Origin of the sequence: Vibrio sp. T9, from assembly GCF_003123985.1 — a bacterium.
Lineage (GTDB): Bacteria > Pseudomonadota > Gammaproteobacteria > Enterobacterales > Vibrionaceae > Vibrio > Vibrio diabolicus.
The window spans coordinates 51,847-72,776 of record NZ_NIGY01000006.1 but is presented as its reverse complement, the minus strand read 5'-3'; the positions used below and the strand labels follow the sequence as shown (position 1 = coordinate 72,776).

Genomic DNA, 20,930 nt, shown 5'->3' with positions numbered 1-20,930 from the left:
TTTAATGATTTTCCTCACCTATAATGCGGTAGAAAGTCTCGCCATCTTTAACTAAACCAAGCTCATGACGCGCACGTTCTTCAATCGCATCAAGACCTTGCCTTAAGTCATCAATCTCAGCAAACATTTCATTATTGCGAGCTTGTAGCTTGCTGTTCACTTGTTGCTGAACTTCAATTTCATCTTTTACTGTGTAGTAGTCAGACACTCCGTTTTTACCAAACCATAGAGTGTATTGAAGCAAGCCAAACAGTAGCGTAAGGGCTATAACAAAGATTCGCATATCGCTGCTAACATTCTGTACCGGAAGGAATTAGATAAGGTGACATATATAGCATAAATGCGAGGTTGCCTCTAGGGGAGAAAGGGAGACTCACACGCTCCTTACAAGAAATAAGCAGCAAAATGAAACAAAGACATATGAAGCTATTCTTAGCACTCACCAAAGTAATACCAAGAAATACAAGCCTATAGATACAAAAACACCCCGCAAAATCAGGGTATTTTCAAAGCTTCAATCTAAGCGGTTAATCCAATGAAGAACTAAGCTTGAACTTCTTTAGACCGCTTCTTTGAAACATGGAGGAGCGTGCTCATCGCTCTTAAATAAAAAACGCCCCACCGAAGTGGAGCGTTTCTAGAAAGCTATTTAGCTAAACTTATTCAATTAAGAATTAAGCTTGACCTTTAACTTCTTTAAGACCGTTGAAAGGAGCGCGCTCACCTAGAGCTTCCTCGATACGGATTAGTTGGTTGTACTTAGCAACACGGTCAGAACGGCTCATAGAACCAGTTTTGATTTGACCTGCAGCAGTACCTACCGCTAGATCAGCGATAGTTGCATCTTCAGTTTCGCCAGAACGGTGAGAGATTACTGCTGTGTAACCTGCGTCTTTAGCCATCTTGATTGCAGCTAGAGTCTCAGTTAGAGAACCGATTTGGTTGAACTTGATAAGGATAGAGTTAGCTACGCCTTTCTCGATACCTTCAGCAAGGATCTTAGTGTTAGTAACGAATAGGTCGTCACCTACTAGTTGAAGCTTGTCACCTAGTAGTTCAGTTTGGTGCTTGAAGCCATCCCAGTCAGACTCGTCTAGACCGTCTTCGATAGAAACGATTGGGAATTGGTTAGCTAGCTCAGCTAGGTAGTGGTTGAACTCTTCAGAAGTGAAAGTTTTACCTTCGCCTTTCATGTTGTAGATGCCTGCTTCTTTGTCGAAGAACTCAGATGCTGCACAGTCCATAGCTAGAGTAACGTCTTTACCTAGTTCGTAACCAGCAGCTGCAACAGCTTCTGCGATAACTTCTAGAGCTTCAGCGTTAGATTTAAGGTTAGGAGCGAAACCACCTTCGTCACCAACTGCAGTGCTGTAGCCTTTAGACTTAAGAACTTTAGCTAGGTTGTGGAATACTTCTGCACCGATACGTAGACCTTCTTTAAGAGTCTTAGCACCAACTGGTTGGATCATGAACTCTTGGATGTCAACGTTGTTGTCTGCGTGCTCACCACCGTTGATGATGTTCATCATTGGTAGAGGCATAGAGAACTGACCAGCTGTACCGTTTAGTTCAGCGATGTGCTCGTATAGAGGCATGCCTTTCGCTGCAGCAGCAGCTTTAGCGTTTGCTAGAGAAACAGCTAGGATAGCGTTAGCACCGAATTTAGATTTGTTTTCAGTGCCGTCTAGTTCGATCATTACTGCGTCGATTGCAGCTTGGTCTTTAGCGTCTTTGCCAACTAGAGCTTCAGCGATTGGGCCGTTTACAGCTTCAACTGCTTTAAGAACACCTTTACCTAGGAAACGTGCTTTGTCACCGTCACGTAGCTCAAGAGCTTCGCGAGAACCAGTAGATGCGCCAGATGGAGCTGCCGCCATACCTACGAAACCGCCTTCTAGGTGTACTTCAGCTTCTACAGTTGGGTTACCACGTGAGTCGATGATTTCACGACCTAGAACTTTAACGATCTTAGACATTAATGTTTCCTCTCGTTTCAAATATAAATGTCAATTTTAAAGGGCAGCAGCACAACCTTCGCCGCCGCCCGTATCCTTTTACTTCTCGAATTCGCCGCGTGCGTTTTGGCCCGCAGCTTTAACGAAACCTGCAAACAATGGGTGGCCATCGCGAGGAGTCGATGTGAATTCTGGGTGGAACTGAGCCGCTACAAACCATGGGTGAGCTGGGTTCTCAATCATTTCCACTAACTTCTTGTCCGCTGATAGGCCAGAAACTTTCAGACCTGCTTTTTCGATTTGCGGACGAAGCACATTATTCACTTCGTAACGGTGACGGTGACGTTCATGGATCGTCGCGCTACCGTAAAGTTCACGAGCTTTCGTCCCTTTCTCTAGGTGACATAGCTGTGAACCAAGACGCATCGTACCACCTAGGTCAGACTTTTCAGTACGCTCTTCTACGTTACCTGACTCGTCTACCCACTCTGTGATCAAACCTACCACAGGGTACTTAGTCTCTTTGTTAAATTCTGTTGAATGTGCACCTTCCATACCCGCAACGTTACGCGCGTATTCAATTAGTGCAACTTGCATACCCAAACAAATACCTAGGTAAGGCACATTGTTTTCACGTGCGTATTGAGCTGCACGGATCTTGCCTTCAATACCACGATCGCCGAAGCCACCTGGTACTAGGATCGCGTCTAAGCCTTCTAGCAGCTCAACACCTTTTGTTTCGATATCTTGTGAGTCTACATACTTAATTGTGACACTTAGACGGTTTTTCAAGCCAGCGTGTTTAAGCGCTTCGTTCACAGACTTGTATGCATCTGGCAATTCAGTGTATTTACCAACCATACCGATGGTTACTTCACCAGTAGGATTTGCTTCTTCGTAAATAACCTGTTCCCACTCAGAAAGATCAGCTTCAGGAGCTGTGATGCCAAAGCGAGCACACACAAGATCATCTAGACCTTGAGACTTGATCAATTGAGGAATCTTGTAGATAGAATCTACGTCCTTCATTGAAATTACTGCTTTTTCTGGAACATTACAGAATAGTGCGATTTTCTTACGTTCATTCGCTGGAATAACGCGGTCGCTACGGCAAACTAGGATATCTGGCTGAATACCGATAGATAGAAGTTCTTTTACAGAGTGTTGAGTTGGCTTAGTTTTCACTTCGCCCGCTGCCGCTAGGTAAGGAACAAGTGTTAGGTGCATGAACATTGCGCGCTCACGGCCTAGTTCAACGGCTAGCTGACGAATCGCTTCCATAAATGGTAGTGATTCGATATCACCAACGGTACCGCCAACTTCAACGATAGCCACATCATGGCCTTCAGAGCCAGCAATTACACGGTCTTTGATCGCGTTAGTGATGTGAGGGATAACTTGAATAGTTGCGCCTAGGTAGTCACCACGACGTTCTTTACGAAGTACGTCGGCATAAACACGACCTGCAGTGAAGTTGTTACGCTTGGTCATCTTGGTACGGATAAAACGCTCGTAGTGACCAAGGTCAAGGTCAGTCTCTGCGCCATCTTCTGTAACGAACACTTCACCGTGCTGAGTAGGGCTCATAGTGCCCGGGTCAACGTTGATGTAAGGGTCAAGCTTCATCATAGTCACTTTAAGACCACGAGCTTCTAGAATAGCCGCAAGAGATGCTGCTGCAATACCTTTACCTAGAGAGGATACAACCCCGCCAGTAACAAAAATGTAATTTGTCGTCATGTTTAACCTGAAATTGGTTGAATGAGGGAAATGGAGTGCTTCTGGACGGGAGATAAATATACCAGAAGCTCCTTACCGCCACAACGTGAAATCTATCACACCGTAATTTTTTATTTTTTGCTTCAAATCAAAGTGAGCAAAGACAAACCAAAGTCCGTTTTCGTGTTAAGAGGAAAACTGGCCTCATATTGTATATTCCGCTTATTTTCCCCTATCTAGACTCTTCTCGCTTTACTTCATCCCAGAAATCGTCGAGCTCTGATAAAGAACAATCTGTAAGCGCTTTGCCTGACTGCTGGACCTTTCCTTCAACTTGCTTAAAACGTCTCGCAAACTTTAAGTTTGCTTTCCCTAGTGCGACTTCTGGATTTTTATCAAGATGGCGTGCCAAATTGACGGTCGCAAATAGCAAATCGCCGAGTTCCAACTCCACTTTTTCTTCATCAGGCTGGACTTGTAGTGCTTCTTCCATGACTTCATCAATTTCTTCTCGCACCTTATCGACGACCGGGCCAAGAGAGTCCCAGTCAAATCCATATTTCGCACATTTTTTCTGTATCTTTGTAGCACGAGAAAGTGCCGGCAAAGAGTTTGGTATTGAGTCTAGGATACTTTCTTCCGCTTTGCCTACCTGCGCTTTTTCTTTTGCTTTTTCGGCTTCCCAGTTGGCGTTGATTTCCTCGTCCGATTCAAACTCAACATCTGAAAAAACATGCGGATGACGCCGAGTCAGTTTTTCATTCACGGTTTCGACGACATCCGAAAAGTCGAACAGCTCTTGCTCTTTCGCTAGCTGACTGTAAAAAATCACCTGAAACAACAAATCCCCTAGCTCTTCTTTTAGATTGGTCCAGTCTCGATTTTGAATCGCGTCCACCACTTCGTAAGTTTCTTCGATGGTGTGCGGAACGATGGTGTCAAAGGTTTGTTTTAAGTCCCAAGGGCAACCGTTTTCTGGGTCACGCAACTTCGCCATAATTTGTTCTAATTGTTCAATTGGATGACTCATTTTTTGTTCCTTTAAACCTTTCTACTAAAGAAAAAGGTGAGCAGCCAAAACCACTCACCTTAAGTTATTTCATTGGTCGGTTTTTACTAAACAGTTGGCTCTTTTAGCAAGGCAGCAAACTTATGAGACTCCTGAGCATGGTTCACCATGTGATGGAGCGAATAAGTGCAGCTAACGCAGATAAAAAGCCAAATGTGACGCAAAAATTAGCCGAGGCGTTTCACCGTCATGACATCCTTTATTTGTTCTACCCGTTTCGAAACACGAGAAAGCACCTCAATATTGGTGACTTCTAGGTCAAAGTCCATGATGGCAAGTTGACGTCTGTAATCGACTCGGTTCTTCATACTGGTCACTTTGATCTTTTCGTTGGCGAACAGTGTCGTAATGTCTTTGAGTAGACCACCTCGCTCCATCGCTTCAACACGGACGGTGAGGATGTATGACCCGACGAAGCCGCTGCCCCAGACAGTATCGATGATACGCTCTGGCGCGTGATGGCGCAGTTCTTCTAGCTGTTCACAGTCACTACGGTGTACTGAAATCCCGCGGCCTTGCGTGATGTAGCCACAGATATCGTCACCTGGAATTGGCTGACAGCAACGCGCTAGGTGCGTCATTAGGTTATCAACGCCTTCTACCACGACGGCGTCTTTTTTCGGTCGGCTTTGCGCTGGTGATTTGTGCTCTGCTTCTTGCAGTTTTTCCAGTGCTTGCTGGTCTTCTTCTTCTGCCGTTGGCTTGTTAACGAGCGCATTAATATGGTTAATGATTTGGTTGATACGCAAATCACCGCTACCAACACCAACGTAAAGCTCATCTGGTGTTTTGACGTTAAACCGTTTGAGAGCGTAATGCTCAGCATCTTTTAACGTTGCACCAATTTTTGCTAACTCATGTTCAAGAATTTCACGACCCGCTTCGAGGTTCTTCTCACGGCTTTGCTTTCGGAACCAGGCGTTAATTTTGGCACGCGCGCGGCCAGAATGAACAAAGCCTAATGATGGGTTTAACCAGTCACGTGATGGGTTAGGCTCTTTCTGAGTGATAATCTCAACCTGATCCCCCATATGTAGTTTATGAGTAAACGGTACGATGCGGCCTCCGACTTTGGCGCCGATACAACGGTGTCCCACTTCGGAGTGAATATGGTAGGCAAAATCTAGCGGCGTTGCCCCCATTGGTAAATCGACAACATCGCCGCGAGGTGTAAAGGCATAGACGCGATCATCAAAGACTTGGCTACGTAGCTCATCAAGCATTTCGCCAGAATCTGACATTTCTTCTTGCCAATCCAGTAGCTTACGCAGCCACGTAATCTTCTCATCATAACCGCTTCGGCTGCTTGCCCCTTCTTTATATTTCCAGTGCGCTGCAACACCCAGCTCCGACTCTTCATGCATTTGCTTGGTACGAATCTGGATCTCGATGGTTTTGCCTTCTGGCCCTAGAATTACGGTGTGGATCGATTGATAACCGTTTGGTTTAGGGTTAGCAACGTAGTCATCAAACTCGCTCGGTAGGTGCTTGTATTTGGTGTGAACTACGCCCAAAGCCGCGTAACAGTCTTGCAGTTTGTCTGCGATGATACGTACTGCTCGAACATCAAACAGCTCATCGAATGCCAAACTCTTCTTCTGCATTTTTCGCCAAATGCTGTAGATGTGCTTAGGTCGACCACTCACTTCGGCGTTAATACCTGACACTTCCATTTCGTGCGTGAGGTCTTCAACAAAGTCTTTGATGTACTGTTCACGAACAATACGTCGCTCAGAAAGCTGCTTGGCAATTTGTTTGTAAGTTTCCGGTTGTTGGTAGCGGAAAGCGTAATCTTCAATTTCCCATTTCAGCTGACCGATGCCTAATCGGTTTGCTAGCGGCGCATAGATGTTGGCACACTCTTTTGCCGCCGCACGTCGAACCTCATCAGGCGCTTTTTTAACTTCAATAAGATTACAAATTCGTTCCGCGAGCTTGATAACCACGCAGCGGAAGTCATCCACCATGGCAAGCAGCATACGGCGTACGTTATCTACCTGAGATGACGCTGCACTGCCTTCCATGTTGACATTGAGTTGGCCAATAGCCGCCATCTCTTCAACGCCATCAATTAATTTTATGATTTCTTTGCTGTATTTCTCTTCCAGAATTTCTCTGTTAAAAGCACCACTTGAAACCAAAGGAAACAGTTGTGCAGCCACTAAGGTGGCCTGATCCATAGACAAGGTGATCAAAATTTCGATCATTTCTCGTCCACGCCACAACAACAGTTCCGCTTGCTCGTTATCGGCTAATACCGTCTGGCAATCTCGATATACTTCGATTAAGCGTGAGGCTGTGTTTTTCTCTTGTCCTAGGCTAGCCACCCAGTTTTCGAGTTCAAACTGTTCATCTTGGTTTAAATGCGCGCTTCTTACCGCAACCATCTCATCATCCTAATTATTATATTCGTGTGGTTTGACTAACACCGTCCAGGTTAGTTCTTTTACCTGCGCGTAAACGCTGGCTTTATGACCACCCACCACAAATAAGGGGCCAAAGTCCTAAAGTTAGGACTTTTCAAACAATGCCATCGATTCTAGATGACTGGTATGAGGGAACATGTCCAGCATACCTAATTTAGTTAATTTATAGCCTTGCTCCATCAAGCTTTGGCTGTCCCTAGCAAGGGTAGCAGGATTACAAGAAACATAAACTACACGCTGTGCGCCAAGCTCAGAAACTTGATCGATGATCCCACTTGCCCCCGCGCGTGCTGGGTCTAACAGCACTTTATCAAACCGTTCTGCCGCCCAGACCTGCCCTTCAAAGTCTTGCTCAAGGTTAGCGTGATAAAATTGCGCATTATTGATTTGGTTCAAGGATGCATTATTTGTGGCTTTTTCGACCATCTCTGCAACACCCTCGACCCCAACCACGTGCTTAGCTAACTTCGCAATCGGTAAACTGAAGTTGCCTACGCCGCAGAACAAATCTAACACTCGGTCACTCTTTTGCGGGTCTAACCACTCAACCGCTTGCTTGACCATTTGTTGATTTACGGCTTGGTTCACTTGAATGAAATTATTTGGTGCAAAAGGAATTTTCACGCCAACCTCTTGATAAAAAGGCATATTACCTTCAACAAGGTTTAGCTGATCTGTTGCTGGCATTAAGTACAGCGATGCACCATAACGTTTTGCCAACTCCGTTAGAGATTGAGTTTCACTCGCTGTCAGAGCACTCAAGTGACGCAACGTAATACACGGCCCATTATCACCAAGAACCAGCTCTACATGACCCAATTGCTCCGGCTTTTTAAACGCTTTTAGTGCTGAATAAATCTCTGGAAGCAGAACGTTCAGTTCCGGCGCCAGCACTGGGCAATCGGTCACTTGCGCGATTTGCTTACTCTGCTTTTTACGGAAACCAAAATGTAGCTGACGTGTTTTTTTATCGACAAATAAGCTCACTCGCGCACGACGACGATAGGCCAGTGAATCCCCTAATAATGGCGCATCAAGCTCGATATCATTGCCTGAAAATTTTCGCATCAGCTGACGCAGTGTTTGCTGTTTGTACGTCAATTGTTGGTCATAATCTAGATGTTGCAAATCGCAGCCACCACACTCGTGGTAATGCGGACAAAATGGCTCCACGCGAGTGTCACTCGGCTTGAGAATCTTAATCAGTTTACCGCGAGCAAACTTACTTTTTTCTTCCACTAACTGCGTGACGACTTCTTCTCCCGGCAATGCGCCATCAATAAACAGCGGTTTTTTCTTTAGGTAAGCAATACCTGCGCCGTGGTGATCTAAACGCTCCACTTGCACCGCTTGATGACGAGTATTGAGTTGGGTTTTCTTTTTCGGTTGAAAGATGCGTGCCATGCTCTATGCCTGATTTATGTCTAATTGCTCTTCGGCTTCACTATTCTTGATTGCAGCCGTTGTGTGATTCGAGTGACTTGATTATGCTTACCGTTTATTAGGTGACGTCACTTCTTTGCTCAACGCCTTATCGTGCGCTTGAGAAATAATGCGTTATTTTCCCATATCCAGACTCCGATGTAATTAGATAACATGACCAGATATGGCTTACGAGCACGTGTAATTACACTGACTCTCGCTCCCACTCTCATCATTGGTTTATTACTGAGCGGTTTTTTCTCATTTAATCGCTACCAAGACCTTGAGAAACAAGTTATCACCACTGGTAACAGCATCATTGAGCCGTTAGCAATTGCCAGTGAAACTCATCTACTATCAGAAAGCCGAGAGGCGGTACGTCGCTTGATAAGCTACGCCCATCGCAAAAACTCTAAACTGGTTCGTAGTATCGCGGTATTTGATGAACATCATGAGCTCTTCGTGACATCTAACTTTCACCCTAATTTCGAAGCCTTGATGTTCCCTAAAGATAAACCGATCCCGCAACTGGGCAATTCGGAAATCTACGAAAACTCACTGATATTGCGCGTACCTATTTTGTCCGAGGGTCACTATTTAGCGGAGTTATCGAACGAAAGCCAAGGAACTAAAGCAATTGGTTATATTGCCGTTGAGTTAGATCTCTCCTCTTTAAGGCTGCAACAGTATCAAGAAGTTTTCTCTGCTTTTTTAGTTCTTATACTCGGTCTTGGCTTGGCAAGTGTGTTTGCTTCACGTCTGATGCACGATGTTACCCAGCCTATCACCCACATGAAGAATGTCGTTGACCGCATTCGCCGTGGTCACCTAGACGTACGTATCGAAGGTAAAATGCATGGTGAGTTAGACCAACTGAAAAACGGTATTAACGCCATGGCGGTATCGCTATCGGAATATCACGTGGAGATGCAGCACAGTATAGACCAAGCCACATCAGACTTGCGTGAAACGCTTGAGCAGCTAGAGATTCAGAACGTTGAGTTAGATATCGCGAAGAAACGTGCGCAAGAAGCGGCCAGGGTTAAATCTGAGTTCTTGGCGAACATGTCGCACGAACTGCGTACTCCACTCAATGGGGTTATTGGCTTTACTCGTCAAATGCTTAAAACGCAGCTTTCTAACAGCCAAACTGATTACCTACAGACGATTGAAAAGTCGGCGAACAATCTACTGAACATCATCAATGACATTCTCGACTTCTCGAAACTTGAGGCGGGTAAGCTGGCGCTGGAAAACATTCCGTTTGATTTCCGAGAAAGTTTAGAAGAAGTGATTAACCTACAAGCCACGAGTGCACATGAGAAAGGATTAGAAATCACCCTAAAAGTGGACCCTAAAATTCCACCGGGTTTAGTTGGGGACCCACTACGTATCCAGCAAATTTTGACGAACTTAGTCGGTAACTCAATCAAGTTTACCGAGCGAGGCAACATTGATGTTAGTGTTGAAATGCGCTCTCAATCTGGGGACTCCGTCGAGTTGCAGTTCATGGTGCGCGATACTGGTATTGGTATTTCTGAACGTCAGCAAGCGCAATTATTCCAAGCGTTCAGCCAAGCGGATGCCAGCATTTCACGTCGCTACGGCGGCACTGGGTTAGGTTTGGTTATCACGCAGAAATTGGTAAGCCAGATGGGTGGCGAGATCAGCTTAACCAGTCGCTTACACCAAGGTTCGACGTTCTGGTTTACGGTGCGCTTGCACTCAACCGAAATGCCAATGAGCGAACTGATTGAAGTGGAGCTTCTAACGGGCAAACAGTTGCTGTTGATTGAACCAAACATGCAAGCCGCATCCGTAACCCAACAGATTCTAAGTCAAGAAGGTATCTTAGTAACCTACCGCTCTTCGCTACCGAAAAACGAAGAACAATATGACTATGTATTACTGAATTTAGCGGCGAATCAAACGCATGATGCAGACGTCATTACACCTTGGATAGAACAAGCGAAACGCATGGCTCCGAGTGTGATCCTAGGGACGCCGAGTACCGAACTGGCACTTGCCGACCAAATTATGACAGAGCATCACGTCCAATGCCTGACGAAGCCATTGTCTCGCCGTAAACTGCTACAAAGCCTGATTAGCGAACATGTCGAATCACCACCAACATTGAGTGCTCCAATTACGCCAAGCGAAGGGGAGCGTTTACCTCTGACGGTGTTAGCGGTGGATGATAACCCAGCGAACTTGAAGCTGATTTCCGCTCTGCTCCGCGAACGAGTAGAAACCGTCACCGCCTGCAGCAATGGCCAGCAAGCGGTAAACCTTGCGACGGAGAAAAAGTACGACTTAATCTTCATGGATATCCAAATGCCACAAATGGATGGTGTGACCGCTTGTCAGCACATTAAAGAGTTGGAGTTAAATAAAGACACGCCAGTGATTGCGGTAACTGCGCATGCCATGGCGGGTGAAAGAGATCGTTTGCTCTCGGCAGGAATGGATGACTACTTGACCAAACCTATTGAAGAGCATGTGCTACAACAGGTTTTGGTTCATTGGAACCCAAATGCTTGTACAGAGAGCATTGGCAAAGTCGCCCCTTCATACGTTGATGAGCCTGAAGGGAGCGCGCCACAATCCGTTTCTTCGCCTCAGCAGGATGTGATTATTGATTGGCAAGCTGCCTTAAAACAGAGCGCGAATAAAGAGGATCTCGCCAAAGACATGCTGCGCATGTTGATTGAGTTCATCCCTGAAGTAGAAGCAGTCGTTGACCAAGCTCTGGAGCAAGAAGATATCTCCCGTGATGACCTAATTCATGTCATCCATAAGCTGCACGGCAGTAGCTCATATTGCGGAGTGCCTAGGCTGAAATCACTCTGTGCGACGCTTGAGCAAGCACTGCGCTCAGGGATCAGTCTTGAGGAGGTTGAGCCTGAAATGTTCGAGCTGCAAGATGAAATGATTAAAGTCACAACGACTGCAAAATTATACCTTGAACAGTAATCTGCTCGAGAGACAAGAAAGCCAGAGCATCTGCTCTGGCTTTTTAGTATTTTGTTTAAGACTTACAAGCTAGGATTCAAAAATGACCGTCGCCACAGCGTAATGACGCTCATCGGAAATGGACAGATGAATGTGGTTAACTCCCATCGCATCCGCTATTTGCTTTGCTGTGCCCGTCAATGCGAGCACTGGTTTTCCAAGCGCATCGTTCGAGATGGAAAAATCGTGAAACGTGACCCCTTTCGCGATCCCTGTCCCCAATGCTTTTGAGGCCGCTTCTTTGACCGCAAAGCGCTTAGCAAGATAACGGCCTTGCAGCTTAAGCTGTGAAAATTTAGCCATTTCTTCTTCTGAAAGAATACGCTGAGCAAAAGGCTCACCACTACGAGCTAACGCTTTTTCAATACGCTCAATTTCTGCAATGTCGGTCCCTAACCCTATAATCGCCATCTAGATAGCCCTATTACTGGCGTGCCTCAATCATCAGTGCTTTCATGTCCGCAACCGCTTTATTCAAACCATCAAATACCGCGCGACCAATGATTGAGTGACCAATGTTGAGTTCGTAAATTTCTGGTAATGCAGCAATTGGCGCGACATTGTGATAAGTCAGGCCATGCCCGGCATTAACAATAATACCTAGGTCATGTGCATAACTCGCACCAGCGGCAATCTTCTTCAGTTCAGCTTGTTGTTCGTCTTCTGTCGTCGCATCAGCATAATGACCCGTGTGCAGCTCAATAAACGGAGCACCACACTTTTTCGCCGCTTCAATCTGTTGACGATCAGCATCAATAAAGAGTGAAACTTTAATGCCAGCATCTGTCAGCTTTTTCGTCGCAGCTTTAATTTTTTCAAGCTGCCCCACAACGTCCAAGCCACCTTCCGTCGTCAGTTCTTCACGTTTTTCAGGCACTAAGCACACAAACTCTGGTTTAGTTTGCAGCGCAATCTCAACCATTTCGTCCGTCACAGCCATCTCTAGATTCATGCGCGTTTGAATGGTTTCACGCAGAATACGTACATCACGGTCCAAAATATGGCGACGGTCTTCACGTAAGTGAATTGTGATACCATCCGCGCCTGCACGCTCAGCAATTTCTGCAGCGTGAACAGGATCAGGGTATTTTGTACCACGTGCATTACGTAGAGTGGCAATATGGTCGATATTGACGCCTAAATAAATTGAGCTCATTTTCCGTTACTCCGTGCTCTGGGGGTCTGAATGAAAAATTCACGACTTTTTAAAGGTTTGCCGCCAAGATACGGCTTTAAGGCTATACGTGTAAAGCGTTTTGCCGCTTTTAGCTGCTCTTTAGTGACGAACCGCCGCTCACTGATAGCAATCAGCTCATTCCCTAAAAACGTAAGGTTATCGCGCCTAACCGAAGCTATGAAGCCTTTTTGTTCCCGGTAACGATACGTCATCTCTGGGTCGACGGGCTCGCCAGTACCTGCACAGTGCAAGAAATCCACGCCATACCCCATAGAAGAGAGCAATGCTAACTCAAAACGACGCAGTGCTGGCTCAGGGTTCTCGTTGTGTGCCAACTCTGTTAACGCATGCAAATAATCATGAAATAGCGCTGGCATCGGCACTTCAGCCATCAAGATACGGCCAATCAGTTCATTGACGTACATGGCTGAGTAGAGATTAATGCCCGTTAACGGTAAACCTAGGCTTATCGGCTCAGCTTGACGCAAAGTCTTCATTGAACCTTTTCCCGACCATTTAAGTAACAGCGGAGTAAAAGGTTGCAATGCGCCTTTTAAGTTCGAACGCTTACTGCGCGCGCCTTTGGCCATTAAAGTCATTCGCCCATATTCCTCACTAAATACATCAAGGATTAAGCTCGATTCACTGTAAGGGCGGCGATGTAATACAAAGCAGCGCTGTAAACCTTCGGAAGACAGATTACTCATCTAAGTCATTGTGCCTAAAAAGTGTGAAATAAAAAATAAGGAGCCAAGCGGCTCCTTATTTTAATCGATACTGAGTTTTCATCGATGTTGGAGCGAAGCATCTTCGCAGCCAAGATTATAAGTCGTCGATATAGCCCAACGAGCGTAGTGCTCGTTCGTCGTCTGCCCAGCCAGATTTCACTTTTACCCAGGTTTCCAGGTAAACCTTACGACCGAACAACTCTTCCATATCTAAACGCGCTTCACGACCAATGGTCTTGATCTTCTCGCCACCTTTACCAATCACCATTTTCTTCTGGCCATTACGCTCCACAAGAATCAAGGCATTGATATGGAAACCGTCGGTTTCTGGGTTGTAATCAAAACGTTCAATCTCGACCGTTACCGAGTATGGCAATTCTTCACCCGTGAAACGCATTAACTTTTCACGCACAATTTCAGATGCCATAAAACGCTGGGAGCGATCAGTCACGTATTCTTCTGGGAAGTGGTGCGTTGCTTTAGGTAAGTGATTACGAACGTGCTTACGCAGTACATCAATGTTCTTCCCTTGCTTCGCAGAGATTGGCACAACGTCCACGAAGTCCATCTTCTTAGACATCTCAGCCATGTGTAGCATAACTTCGTTACGATCTTGCACGTTGTCGACTTTATTGACACAAAGCACAACTGGGAAGTTCGATTTTTGAAGCTTAGTTAGCACCATCTCATCGTCTTTGGTCCAATGCGTACCATCGACTAAGAAGAACACTAGGTTTACATCACTTAGAGATGAGTTAGCCGCACGGTTCATCAGGCGGTTAATCGCACGCTTTTCTTCAATGTGAAGTCCTGGCGTGTCGACGTAAATCGCTTGGTAATCACCATCCGTGTCCACACCCATAATGCGGTGGCGTGTTGTTTGCGGCTTACGTGAGGTGATCGAAATCTTCTGACCCAAGATTTTGTTCAGAAGTGTCGACTTACCTACGTTTGGGCGACCAACAATAGCAATAAAGCCACAGTGCTGGTTTTCTGGCGAGCTTGGCTCACCTTGTGATGCGAAAAACGCATCGATATCGAATTCGTTATCAGCCATTTGTTAATTGCTCAAGTGCTGTTTCAGCAGCCGCTTGTTCTGCCTTGCGGCGGCTGGTGCCTTTCCCGATTACAGGCTTGTCCACACCTGCTACTTCACACTCAACCGTAAACTCTTGGTTGTGCGCTTCACCTTTAATATTAGTCACTGTGTACACAGGCAGCGGTTTTCTTCTGCCTTGTAGGAACTCTTGTAGGCGAGTTTTCGGATCTTTTTGTGAGACGCCAGGTTTAATGGCTTCAAGGCGTGAGTTGTACCAACTCAGTACAATGCCTCGCACGACTTCAAGATCGCTGTCTAGGTAAATTGCGCCAATAATGGCTTCAACCGCATCGGCTAAAATAGAGTCTCGGCGGAAACCGCCACTCTTCAATTCACCTGGACCTAATTTTAAATAATCTCCTAGATCGAATTCACGACCCAGTTCCGCCAATGTATGTCCGCGAACCAAAGTAGCACGCATACGGCTCATGTCACCCTCGTTCACTTTCGGGAAACGATGGTACAGATCATCAGCGATGACAAAACTTAAAATTGAATCGCCCAGAAACTCAAGACGTTCATTATGCTTACTGTTGGCGCTGCGGTGAGTCAGCGCCAAGTTGATAAGCCCGGCATCTTGAAACTGGTAGCCGAGCTTTCTCTCTAGTTTATCAATTGGAGAATTCATACTCTCTCGATATAAAAAGGTTAGTGAATACCACCGATGCGGTTAAAACGCACACCAGTTGGAATCCATGAAGGTAGAACGCTATCTGCGCCACGATCAAACTCGAAGCTGATCCAAATGGCGACAGCTTTGCCGACTAAGTTTGCTTCAGGAACGAAGCCCCAGTAACGGCTGTCAGCACTGTTGTCACGGTTATCACCCATCACAAAGTACTGACCTTGTGGTACAACCCACTCTGTCGTGCCGCTACGTGGGAAGTATTGCTCCACACGGTTACGAACAAGAGGGTTAACCAAAATATTGTGCTCCACGTTACCCAATTTTTCATCCAGTTGGATCATTGGAATACCGTTCGAGCTAAACTGACTTTCTTCAACATTGCTCAGTTTAACTGGTTTACACGCCGATTCACCTTGGCTTTGCACGCAAAGCTGCTTATCACTTGAATAACGCACGATATCACCAGGCAAACCAACAACACGCTTAATGTAATCCACACTTGGTTGTGGCGGGTATTTGAATACCACGATATCACCACGCTCAGGTTTACCTGTTTCAACTAACTGCGTGCGCCATACCGGATCTTTCAAGCCATAGGCGTATTTTTCTACCAAGATAAAGTCACCCACCAACAAAGTCGGCATCATTGAGCCTGATGGGATTTGAAATGGTTCGTAGATAAAAGAACGTAATACTAAAACGAAAGCAATCACAGGAAAAATTGAGACGCTATTTTCAACCCACCAAGGCTGACGCTCAACTTTTTGCAAGGTCACTGCATCCAAACCATTAGACGTCTGAGCTTGAATCTCAGCCAGTTTTTCCTGACGCTTTTTCGCGAAAACCAGCTTTTCCAGTAGCCAAACCACGCCAGTTACCAAAGTCGCAATAACCAGCATCAGTGAGAATGTATTCGCCATTAAATTCCCTTATCTAAAAATACGAAAGTGAAAGAGCCGAAACCCTTTCACTTATTTTAATATCTAACGTCTTAAGACCGACAAGTGTGAGACAAAGTTCAACTTTAGTCTTTACCTACGTGAAGGATGGCTAGGAACGCTTCTTGAGGCAGCTCAACGTTACCGATCTGCTTCATGCGCTTCTTACCTTCTTTCTGTTTCTTCAGAAGTTTCTTCTTACGACTTACGTCACCGCCGTAACATTTCGCGATTACGTTCTTACGCAGCTGTTTTACAGTTGAACGTGCGATAATGTGGTTACCAATCGCTGCTTGGATTGCGATATCAAACATTTGGCGAGGGATAAATTCTTTCATCTTCTCTACCAGCTGACGACCGCGAGTCTGAGACTGGTCTTTGTGTGTGATCATCGCCAATGCATCAACGGTGTCACCGTTCAGAAGAACGTCTACACGTACCATATTCGAAGCTTCAAAACGCTGGAAGTTGTAATCCAAAGACGCATAACCACGAGATGTCGATTTCAGACGGTCGAAGAAATCCAGTACCACTTCTGCCATTGGAATATCGTAAGTCACGGCAACCTGGTTACCGTGGTAAACCATATCGACCTGAGTACCACGCTTTTCAACACACAGCGTGATCACGTTACCTAGGTACTCTGAAGGTACCAGGATATTACAACGAGCGATCGGTTCACGAATTTCTTCAATATCATTGATCGCTGGTAGTTTGGCAGGGCTATCAACGTACAGCAGTTCACCATCGGTCTTTTCAACTTCGTAAACTACCGTTGGTGCCGTGGTGATAAGATCTAAGTCGTATTCACGCTCTAGACGCTCTTGGATAATTTCCATGTGCAGCATGCCAAGGAAACCACAACGGAAACCAAAGCCAAGTGCCGCTGAGTTTTCTGGCTCGTAGAATAGCGATGCGTCGTTTAGGCTTAATTTGCCCAGCGCATCACGGAAGTTCTCGTAATCGTCAGACGATACCGGGAACAGACCTGCGTAAACCTGAGGTTTTACTTTCTTAAAGCCTGGTAGCGGTTTTTCACAGCCATTCTTAGCCATAGTCAGCGTATCACCAACTGGTGCACCAAGGATGTCTTTAATACCACAAACCACCCAACCTACTTCACCAGTACGAAGGATATCGGTATCTACTTGTTTTGGCGTAAAAATACCAAGACGGTCTACACCCCAAACTTGACCCGTGCTCATCACTTTGATCTTGTCGTTCTTCTTCAGTTCGCCGTTTTTAATACGTACTAGAGAAACAACGCCAAGATAGTTATCAAACCATGAGTCAATGATCAGCGCTTGTAATGGCGCATCTGGGTCACCTTCCGGTGCTGGAATCGCTGATACGATGTTCTCTAGAACGTCATCAACACCGATGCCTGTCTTCGCAGAACAGCGGGTTGCTTCCATTGCATCGATACCAACGATTTCTTCAATTTCTTCTGCCACGCGCTCAGGATCGGCTGCTGGTAGGTCAATCTTGTTCAAGATTGGCACAACCTCTAGATCCATCTCAATCGCGGTGTAACAGTTAGCCAGTGTTTGAGCCTCAACACCTTGACCCGCATCTACAACCAATAACGCACCTTCACAAGCCGCTAGAGAACGTGATACTTCATATGCAAAGTCAACGTGCCCCGGAGTATCGATGAAGTTCAGCTGATACGTTTCACCGTCTTTAGCGGTGTAGTTTAGCGTCACACTCTGAGATTTAATGGTGATACCACGCTCACGTTCAAGATCCATAGAATCCAGAACCTGTGCGGCCATTTCACGATCGGTTAACCCGCCACAAACTTGGATTAGACGGTCTGATAGGGTCGACTTACCATGGTCGATGTGGGCGATAATCGAAAAGTTACGAATGTGCTTCATAGATTTAGGGTGACTAACTCTTTACAAATAGGGACAGTAAGAAACGCCATCCACTGACGGCATTTCAATCAAGTTGGCAGATTCTACCGAATTTCGTTAACGGGCGCACGTAATTTAAAGTACATACCCAAATAACCTTTAGTGGAGGGGGGACGGCGCTTACTGGATTGGCTCTCCAAGTACCCGAACAAGGGTAACTTGGCGCTTAGATTCATCCTCTAACGGACGAGAAACACGTTTTGCGATCCACATTCCACCAGCTGCAAATAATACTGATGCCAATATGATGATACCTTCCCCGCCCGCGGTCAGCGGCGCTAATAGGAAGTGACCAAACATCGCACCGATAATCAAACCAAACAACGGCAGTAAATAAACCGCCATTGCTGATTTTATCAGGCTCGACTCAGGAAAGCCTATCTCGACGACTTGACCTATCTTCACTGATTTATCCGTGCGCAGGTGCCAAGATAAACTCTTGTTACCAATGGCTTTAGTCACAACGCCCGTTCCACAGCTTTTCTGTGAAGAGCAACTACTGCAACTGGTCTGCTGTTCGCAGCTTAAATCAATTTCGTATTGTTTACCGCGACGATGTACGTCTGTCACAGTAGCCAACGCGGTCATCATTGTTGTTTACTCTTTGTTACATTAAATGTGACAGATTGAGCGATACGCTGTGCTGTGGTCGGCGGAATGTCTCCAACTACGGAGATTTCATGTTGACCGCTCACAAAACTATGCAGCGTTCTTCGGCCTTGGCGAACCAACTGACCTTTTAACGAGTGCTCATCTTTGTTTGCTACGTAAACAGAGAAGCTAAATAGACCGTCAGAGTACAGCTGACTCTCCACCATTTGATTGGTAACAGCCATGCGATAGCGGTTGAGCTCGTTCGGTTCGAAACCTTCAGGGATCCAACCTACCTGCCAATTGCTGGTTCCAATATCGCCTTTTGGCATGGTGAGAACAGCTGGTAATTGAACATCTTGTAGGCCACTCATTAACTCTGCGATTTTTGGATTCACTGTGTAAGAAATAGTGCGATATTGTTCAAGCATCTCACCATCACGGTCCACAAGGTCGGCACGTAACGGCAATTTACTCTTTTCATCGATCCATAGTACGTATGAATAGCGCAGACCGTCTTTAGGGACGACACGCAGCACTTGTGTTGCTACACCTGCTTCACGAGCTCTACCCACTTTTACATAGTCGTAATACAAGTTTAGCTCATCGATATTGGTGTTGAGCATAGGCATGGTCGGAGCGACCATTTTACCTGACTCGATGGTGAATGGTTCTAAACCCGTTTCGATATAGCTTACTTCTGTGCCGCGACGAATCACTTCACGTACAGGGCCACTTAAATAGACAAGATGAGCATATTGATCGTCACCATGCGTGGCATGACGATACAGCAACGGCTCAATGCTGTTCTTTTTGATAAGGATATAAGAGAGTTCGTAACTTAAATTCTTACTCGCCTCGCTCATTTGATGCAATAAAGCCTCCGCTGGCTTATCACCAGCAAAGGCTTGAGAAGACATCATACTGAACAGAGCGCAAGCGCTGATCAGAAATTTTTTCATTCAATATCCGGATTCAGATTTGCATCTTGTTGAGATGCATCACTGTTAATTCGTAACTGCAATTCGTAGTCTCGCAGCATAGCATGAACACGCTTACGTTGCTCTTGCATATTTGCTTCACCTACAGAACGCTCAACAGACTCACGAGTTAAACTCACAGGCTCTGCGCTGCCAGCAAACGGAACTGTCTGCAACACAGGTAATTGGTCTGTTTGCGGCGACATTGAATCGCTACCACCGTACTGCTGTACACCTAAAATAACGACAAGCGATACACATGCAGCAACAGCAACTTGACCAAACTGTGTCAACCAACCTGGCAACTGACGTTTTGCTTTTTGCGGTTCTGGTTGCGACTCTTTTGGCGTATCAGCGATTGAGATAACATTTGCACTGTGCGCATCAAACGCACGGTGTGCAGGTTCATCTTCTAACGCTAACGCCACGCTTTCAGCAATATTCCACTCAGGTTTTGCTGGCGCTTCGCCTCGCATCACATCACCTATCAGGTGATAGTTCTGCCAAGCATCACGGCTCTCTTGGTCTTGCTCTAACTCTTGAATTAAAGCCTTATCGACCAATTCTCCATCCATGAGAGCTGAAAGTTTTTCTTTGTCAGCCATTATTTTCACCATAGTTATTACTTGTACTAGCGTTGCAAAAGAGGTCTGATTTTCTTTTCCACCGCCTCACGAGCACGGAAGATACGCGATCGTACCGTTCCTACCGGGCAATCCATCACTTCTGCAATTTCTTCATAACTCAAGCCATCGAGCTCTCGTAATGTCATTGCGGTTTTTAAATCTTCAGGTAAAGCTTCGATTGCACTGAACACCACCCGTTGCAATTCTTTGGACAACGTTAAGTTCTCAGGGTTCGATATTTCTTTAAGTGCACTACCTGTTTCGTAAAATTCAGCATCTTCAGCATCGACATCTGTCGCTGGAGGTCTACGCCCTTGAGCAACAATGTGATTTTTCGCAGTATTCACTGCAATGCGATACAGCCACGTATAAAACGCACTCTCCCCACGAAAGCTGGGAATAGCTCGGTAAGCTTTAATAAACGCTTCTTGTGCTACATCTGGTACATCGCCAGGATTACTAACGTATCTGGAAATAAGATTACATACCTTGTTCTGGTACTTCGTTACCAGCAGGTTGAATGCTTGCTTATCGCCATTCTGAACTCGCTCAATCAATACTTGATCGGTCAGCTGCTCGTTCATTCGAGCGGATACTCCTATTTGTTATGCCCCTACTCTTCTCAGATATGGGTACTAATT

At 45.8% G+C, this 20,930-nt stretch carries 18 protein-coding genes; 1 reads left to right on the top strand and 17 read right to left on the bottom strand.

The features are described from left to right. Position 1 precedes the first annotated feature (1 nt). The 6 genes from ftsB to rlmD all read right to left on the bottom strand — a co-directional run bounded on the left by ftsB (position 2) and on the right by rlmD (position 8,573). Positions 2 to 283 (bottom strand): cell division protein FtsB, encoded by a 282-nt coding sequence (gene ftsB / locus CBX98_RS13300; protein WP_005380907.1) that lies wholly within the window; start codon positions 281 to 283, stop codon positions 2 to 4. A 391-nt stretch (positions 284 to 674) separates the two neighbouring features. Then, positions 675 to 1,976 carry a phosphopyruvate hydratase gene (eno, locus tag CBX98_RS13295; RefSeq protein ID WP_005383785.1) on the bottom strand — a complete coding sequence of 434 codons (1,302 nt, stop codon included), beginning with the start codon at positions 1,974 to 1,976 and terminating at the stop codon, positions 675 to 677. A gap of 78 nt (positions 1,977 to 2,054) precedes the next feature. Then, a complete protein-coding gene (locus CBX98_RS13290; RefSeq protein WP_005393892.1) occupies positions 2,055 to 3,695 on the bottom strand; it encodes a CTP synthase in 1,641 nt (546 codons plus the stop codon). A 211-nt stretch (positions 3,696 to 3,906) separates the two neighbouring features. Continuing rightward, positions 3,907 to 4,704, bottom strand: coding sequence for a nucleoside triphosphate pyrophosphohydrolase (gene mazG / locus CBX98_RS13285; RefSeq protein WP_109169440.1), 798 nt, complete (start codon positions 4,702 to 4,704; stop codon positions 3,907 to 3,909). Between the two features lie 206 nt (positions 4,705 to 4,910). After that, positions 4,911 to 7,130, bottom strand: a complete 2,220-nt coding sequence (gene relA / locus CBX98_RS13280) for a GTP diphosphokinase (RefSeq protein ID WP_005393896.1) — start codon at positions 7,128 to 7,130, stop codon at positions 4,911 to 4,913. 123 nt (positions 7,131 to 7,253) lie between these two features. After that, on the bottom strand, positions 7,254 to 8,573 hold the full coding sequence (gene rlmD, locus CBX98_RS13270) for a 23S rRNA (uracil(1939)-C(5))-methyltransferase RlmD (protein WP_109169438.1): 1,320 nt from the start codon (positions 8,571 to 8,573) through the stop codon (positions 7,254 to 7,256). Positions 8,574 to 8,765: 192 nt separating this feature from the next. On the opposite strand from rlmD, the gene barA reads away from it, so the two are divergent. Continuing rightward, a complete protein-coding gene (barA, locus tag CBX98_RS13260) occupies positions 8,766 to 11,564 on the top strand; it encodes a two-component sensor histidine kinase BarA (RefSeq protein WP_005393899.1) in 2,799 nt (932 codons plus the stop codon). 69 nt (positions 11,565 to 11,633) lie between these two features. On the opposite strand, the gene acpS is transcribed toward barA, so the two are convergent. The 11 genes from acpS to rpoE all read right to left on the bottom strand — a co-directional run bounded on the left by acpS (position 11,634) and on the right by rpoE (position 20,873). After that, complete coding sequence (gene acpS / locus CBX98_RS13255) at positions 11,634 to 12,014, bottom strand: holo-ACP synthase (RefSeq protein ID WP_012841407.1); 381 nt, start codon at positions 12,012 to 12,014, stop codon at positions 11,634 to 11,636. A gap of 13 nt (positions 12,015 to 12,027) precedes the next feature. Then, complete coding sequence (gene pdxJ / locus CBX98_RS13250) at positions 12,028 to 12,759, bottom strand: pyridoxine 5'-phosphate synthase (RefSeq protein WP_048625989.1); 732 nt, start codon at positions 12,757 to 12,759, stop codon at positions 12,028 to 12,030. Beyond that, entirely contained in the window at positions 12,756 to 13,487 is a 732-nt protein-coding gene (gene recO, locus CBX98_RS13245) for a DNA repair protein RecO (protein WP_006743310.1), read from the bottom strand. The genes pdxJ and recO overlap by 4 nt, the downstream gene beginning before the upstream one ends. 115 nt (positions 13,488 to 13,602) lie before the next feature. Beyond that, positions 13,603 to 14,565 carry a GTPase Era gene (gene era, locus CBX98_RS13240; RefSeq protein WP_006743309.1) on the bottom strand — a complete coding sequence of 321 codons (963 nt, stop codon included), beginning with the start codon at positions 14,563 to 14,565 and terminating at the stop codon, positions 13,603 to 13,605. Continuing rightward, on the bottom strand, positions 14,558 to 15,235 hold the full coding sequence (gene rnc / locus CBX98_RS13235) for a ribonuclease III (RefSeq protein ID WP_005393907.1): 678 nt from the start codon (positions 15,233 to 15,235) through the stop codon (positions 14,558 to 14,560). The genes era and rnc overlap by 8 nt, the downstream gene beginning before the upstream one ends. A 20-nt stretch (positions 15,236 to 15,255) precedes the next feature. Continuing rightward, positions 15,256 to 16,155, bottom strand: a complete 900-nt coding sequence (lepB, locus tag CBX98_RS13230; RefSeq protein WP_005380933.1) for a signal peptidase I — start codon at positions 16,153 to 16,155, stop codon at positions 15,256 to 15,258. 104 nt (positions 16,156 to 16,259) lie between these two features. Further along, positions 16,260 to 18,053, bottom strand: coding sequence for a translation elongation factor 4 (lepA, locus tag CBX98_RS13225; protein ID WP_005393909.1), 1,794 nt, complete (start codon positions 18,051 to 18,053; stop codon positions 16,260 to 16,262). A 159-nt stretch (positions 18,054 to 18,212) separates the two neighbouring features. After that, a complete protein-coding gene (locus tag CBX98_RS13220) occupies positions 18,213 to 18,683 on the bottom strand; it encodes a SoxR reducing system RseC family protein (RefSeq protein WP_005384575.1) in 471 nt (156 codons plus the stop codon). Beyond that, the gene (gene rseB, locus CBX98_RS13215) at positions 18,680 to 19,645 is read right to left on the bottom strand and encodes a sigma-E factor regulatory protein RseB (RefSeq protein ID WP_005393918.1); all 966 of its coding nucleotides are present in this window, start codon (positions 19,643 to 19,645) and stop codon (positions 18,680 to 18,682) included. Before rseB ends, CBX98_RS13220 begins: the two co-directional genes overlap by 4 nt. Then, positions 19,642 to 20,268 (bottom strand): sigma-E factor negative regulatory protein, encoded by a 627-nt coding sequence (locus tag CBX98_RS13210; RefSeq protein ID WP_012841405.1) that lies wholly within the window; start codon positions 20,266 to 20,268, stop codon positions 19,642 to 19,644. Before CBX98_RS13210 ends, rseB begins: the two co-directional genes overlap by 4 nt. A gap of 26 nt (positions 20,269 to 20,294) precedes the next feature. Then, the gene (rpoE, locus tag CBX98_RS13205) at positions 20,295 to 20,873 is read right to left on the bottom strand and encodes an RNA polymerase sigma factor RpoE (RefSeq protein ID WP_005380946.1); all 579 of its coding nucleotides are present in this window, start codon (positions 20,871 to 20,873) and stop codon (positions 20,295 to 20,297) included. Between the last annotated feature and the right edge of the window lie 57 nt (positions 20,874 to 20,930).

Bases quoted from the DNA above. Each gene is read 5' to 3' on its own strand.
- rseB (WP_005393918.1), bottom strand. From the start codon at position 19,645: ATGAAAAAATTTCTGATCAGCGCTTGCGCTCTGTTCAGTATGATGTCT.
- barA (WP_005393899.1), top strand. From the start codon at position 8,766: ATGACCAGATATGGCTTACGAGCACGTGTAATTACACTGACTCTCGCT.
- ftsB (WP_005380907.1), bottom strand. From the start codon at position 283: ATGCGAATCTTTGTTATAGCCCTTACGCTACTGTTTGGCTTGCTTCAA.
- CBX98_RS13290 (WP_005393892.1), bottom strand. From the start codon at position 3,695: ATGACGACAAATTACATTTTTGTTACTGGCGGGGTTGTATCCTCTCTA.
- CBX98_RS13210 (WP_012841405.1), bottom strand. From the start codon at position 20,268: ATGGCTGACAAAGAAAAACTTTCAGCTCTCATGGATGGAGAATTGGTC.
- pdxJ (WP_048625989.1), bottom strand. From the start codon at position 12,759: ATGAGCTCAATTTATTTAGGCGTCAATATCGACCATATTGCCACTCTA.
- mazG (WP_109169440.1), bottom strand. From the start codon at position 4,704: ATGAGTCATCCAATTGAACAATTAGAACAAATTATGGCGAAGTTGCGT.
- recO (WP_006743310.1), bottom strand. From the start codon at position 13,487: ATGAGTAATCTGTCTTCCGAAGGTTTACAGCGCTGCTTTGTATTACAT.
- era (WP_006743309.1), bottom strand. From the start codon at position 14,565: ATGGCTGATAACGAATTCGATATCGATGCGTTTTTCGCATCACAAGGT.
- lepA (WP_005393909.1), bottom strand. From the start codon at position 18,053: ATGAAGCACATTCGTAACTTTTCGATTATCGCCCACATCGACCATGGT.
- lepB (WP_005380933.1), bottom strand. From the start codon at position 16,155: ATGGCGAATACATTCTCACTGATGCTGGTTATTGCGACTTTGGTAACT.
- CBX98_RS13220 (WP_005384575.1), bottom strand. From the start codon at position 18,683: ATGATGACCGCGTTGGCTACTGTGACAGACGTACATCGTCGCGGTAAA.
- rnc (WP_005393907.1), bottom strand. From the start codon at position 15,235: ATGAATTCTCCAATTGATAAACTAGAGAGAAAGCTCGGCTACCAGTTT.
- rpoE (WP_005380946.1), bottom strand. From the start codon at position 20,873: ATGAACGAGCAGCTGACCGATCAAGTATTGATTGAGCGAGTTCAGAAT.
- acpS (WP_012841407.1), bottom strand. From the start codon at position 12,014: ATGGCGATTATAGGGTTAGGGACCGACATTGCAGAAATTGAGCGTATT.
- relA (WP_005393896.1), bottom strand. From the start codon at position 7,130: ATGGTTGCGGTAAGAAGCGCGCATTTAAACCAAGATGAACAGTTTGAA.
- rlmD (WP_109169438.1), bottom strand. From the start codon at position 8,573: ATGGCACGCATCTTTCAACCGAAAAAGAAAACCCAACTCAATACTCGT.
- eno (WP_005383785.1), bottom strand. From the start codon at position 1,976: ATGTCTAAGATCGTTAAAGTTCTAGGTCGTGAAATCATCGACTCACGT.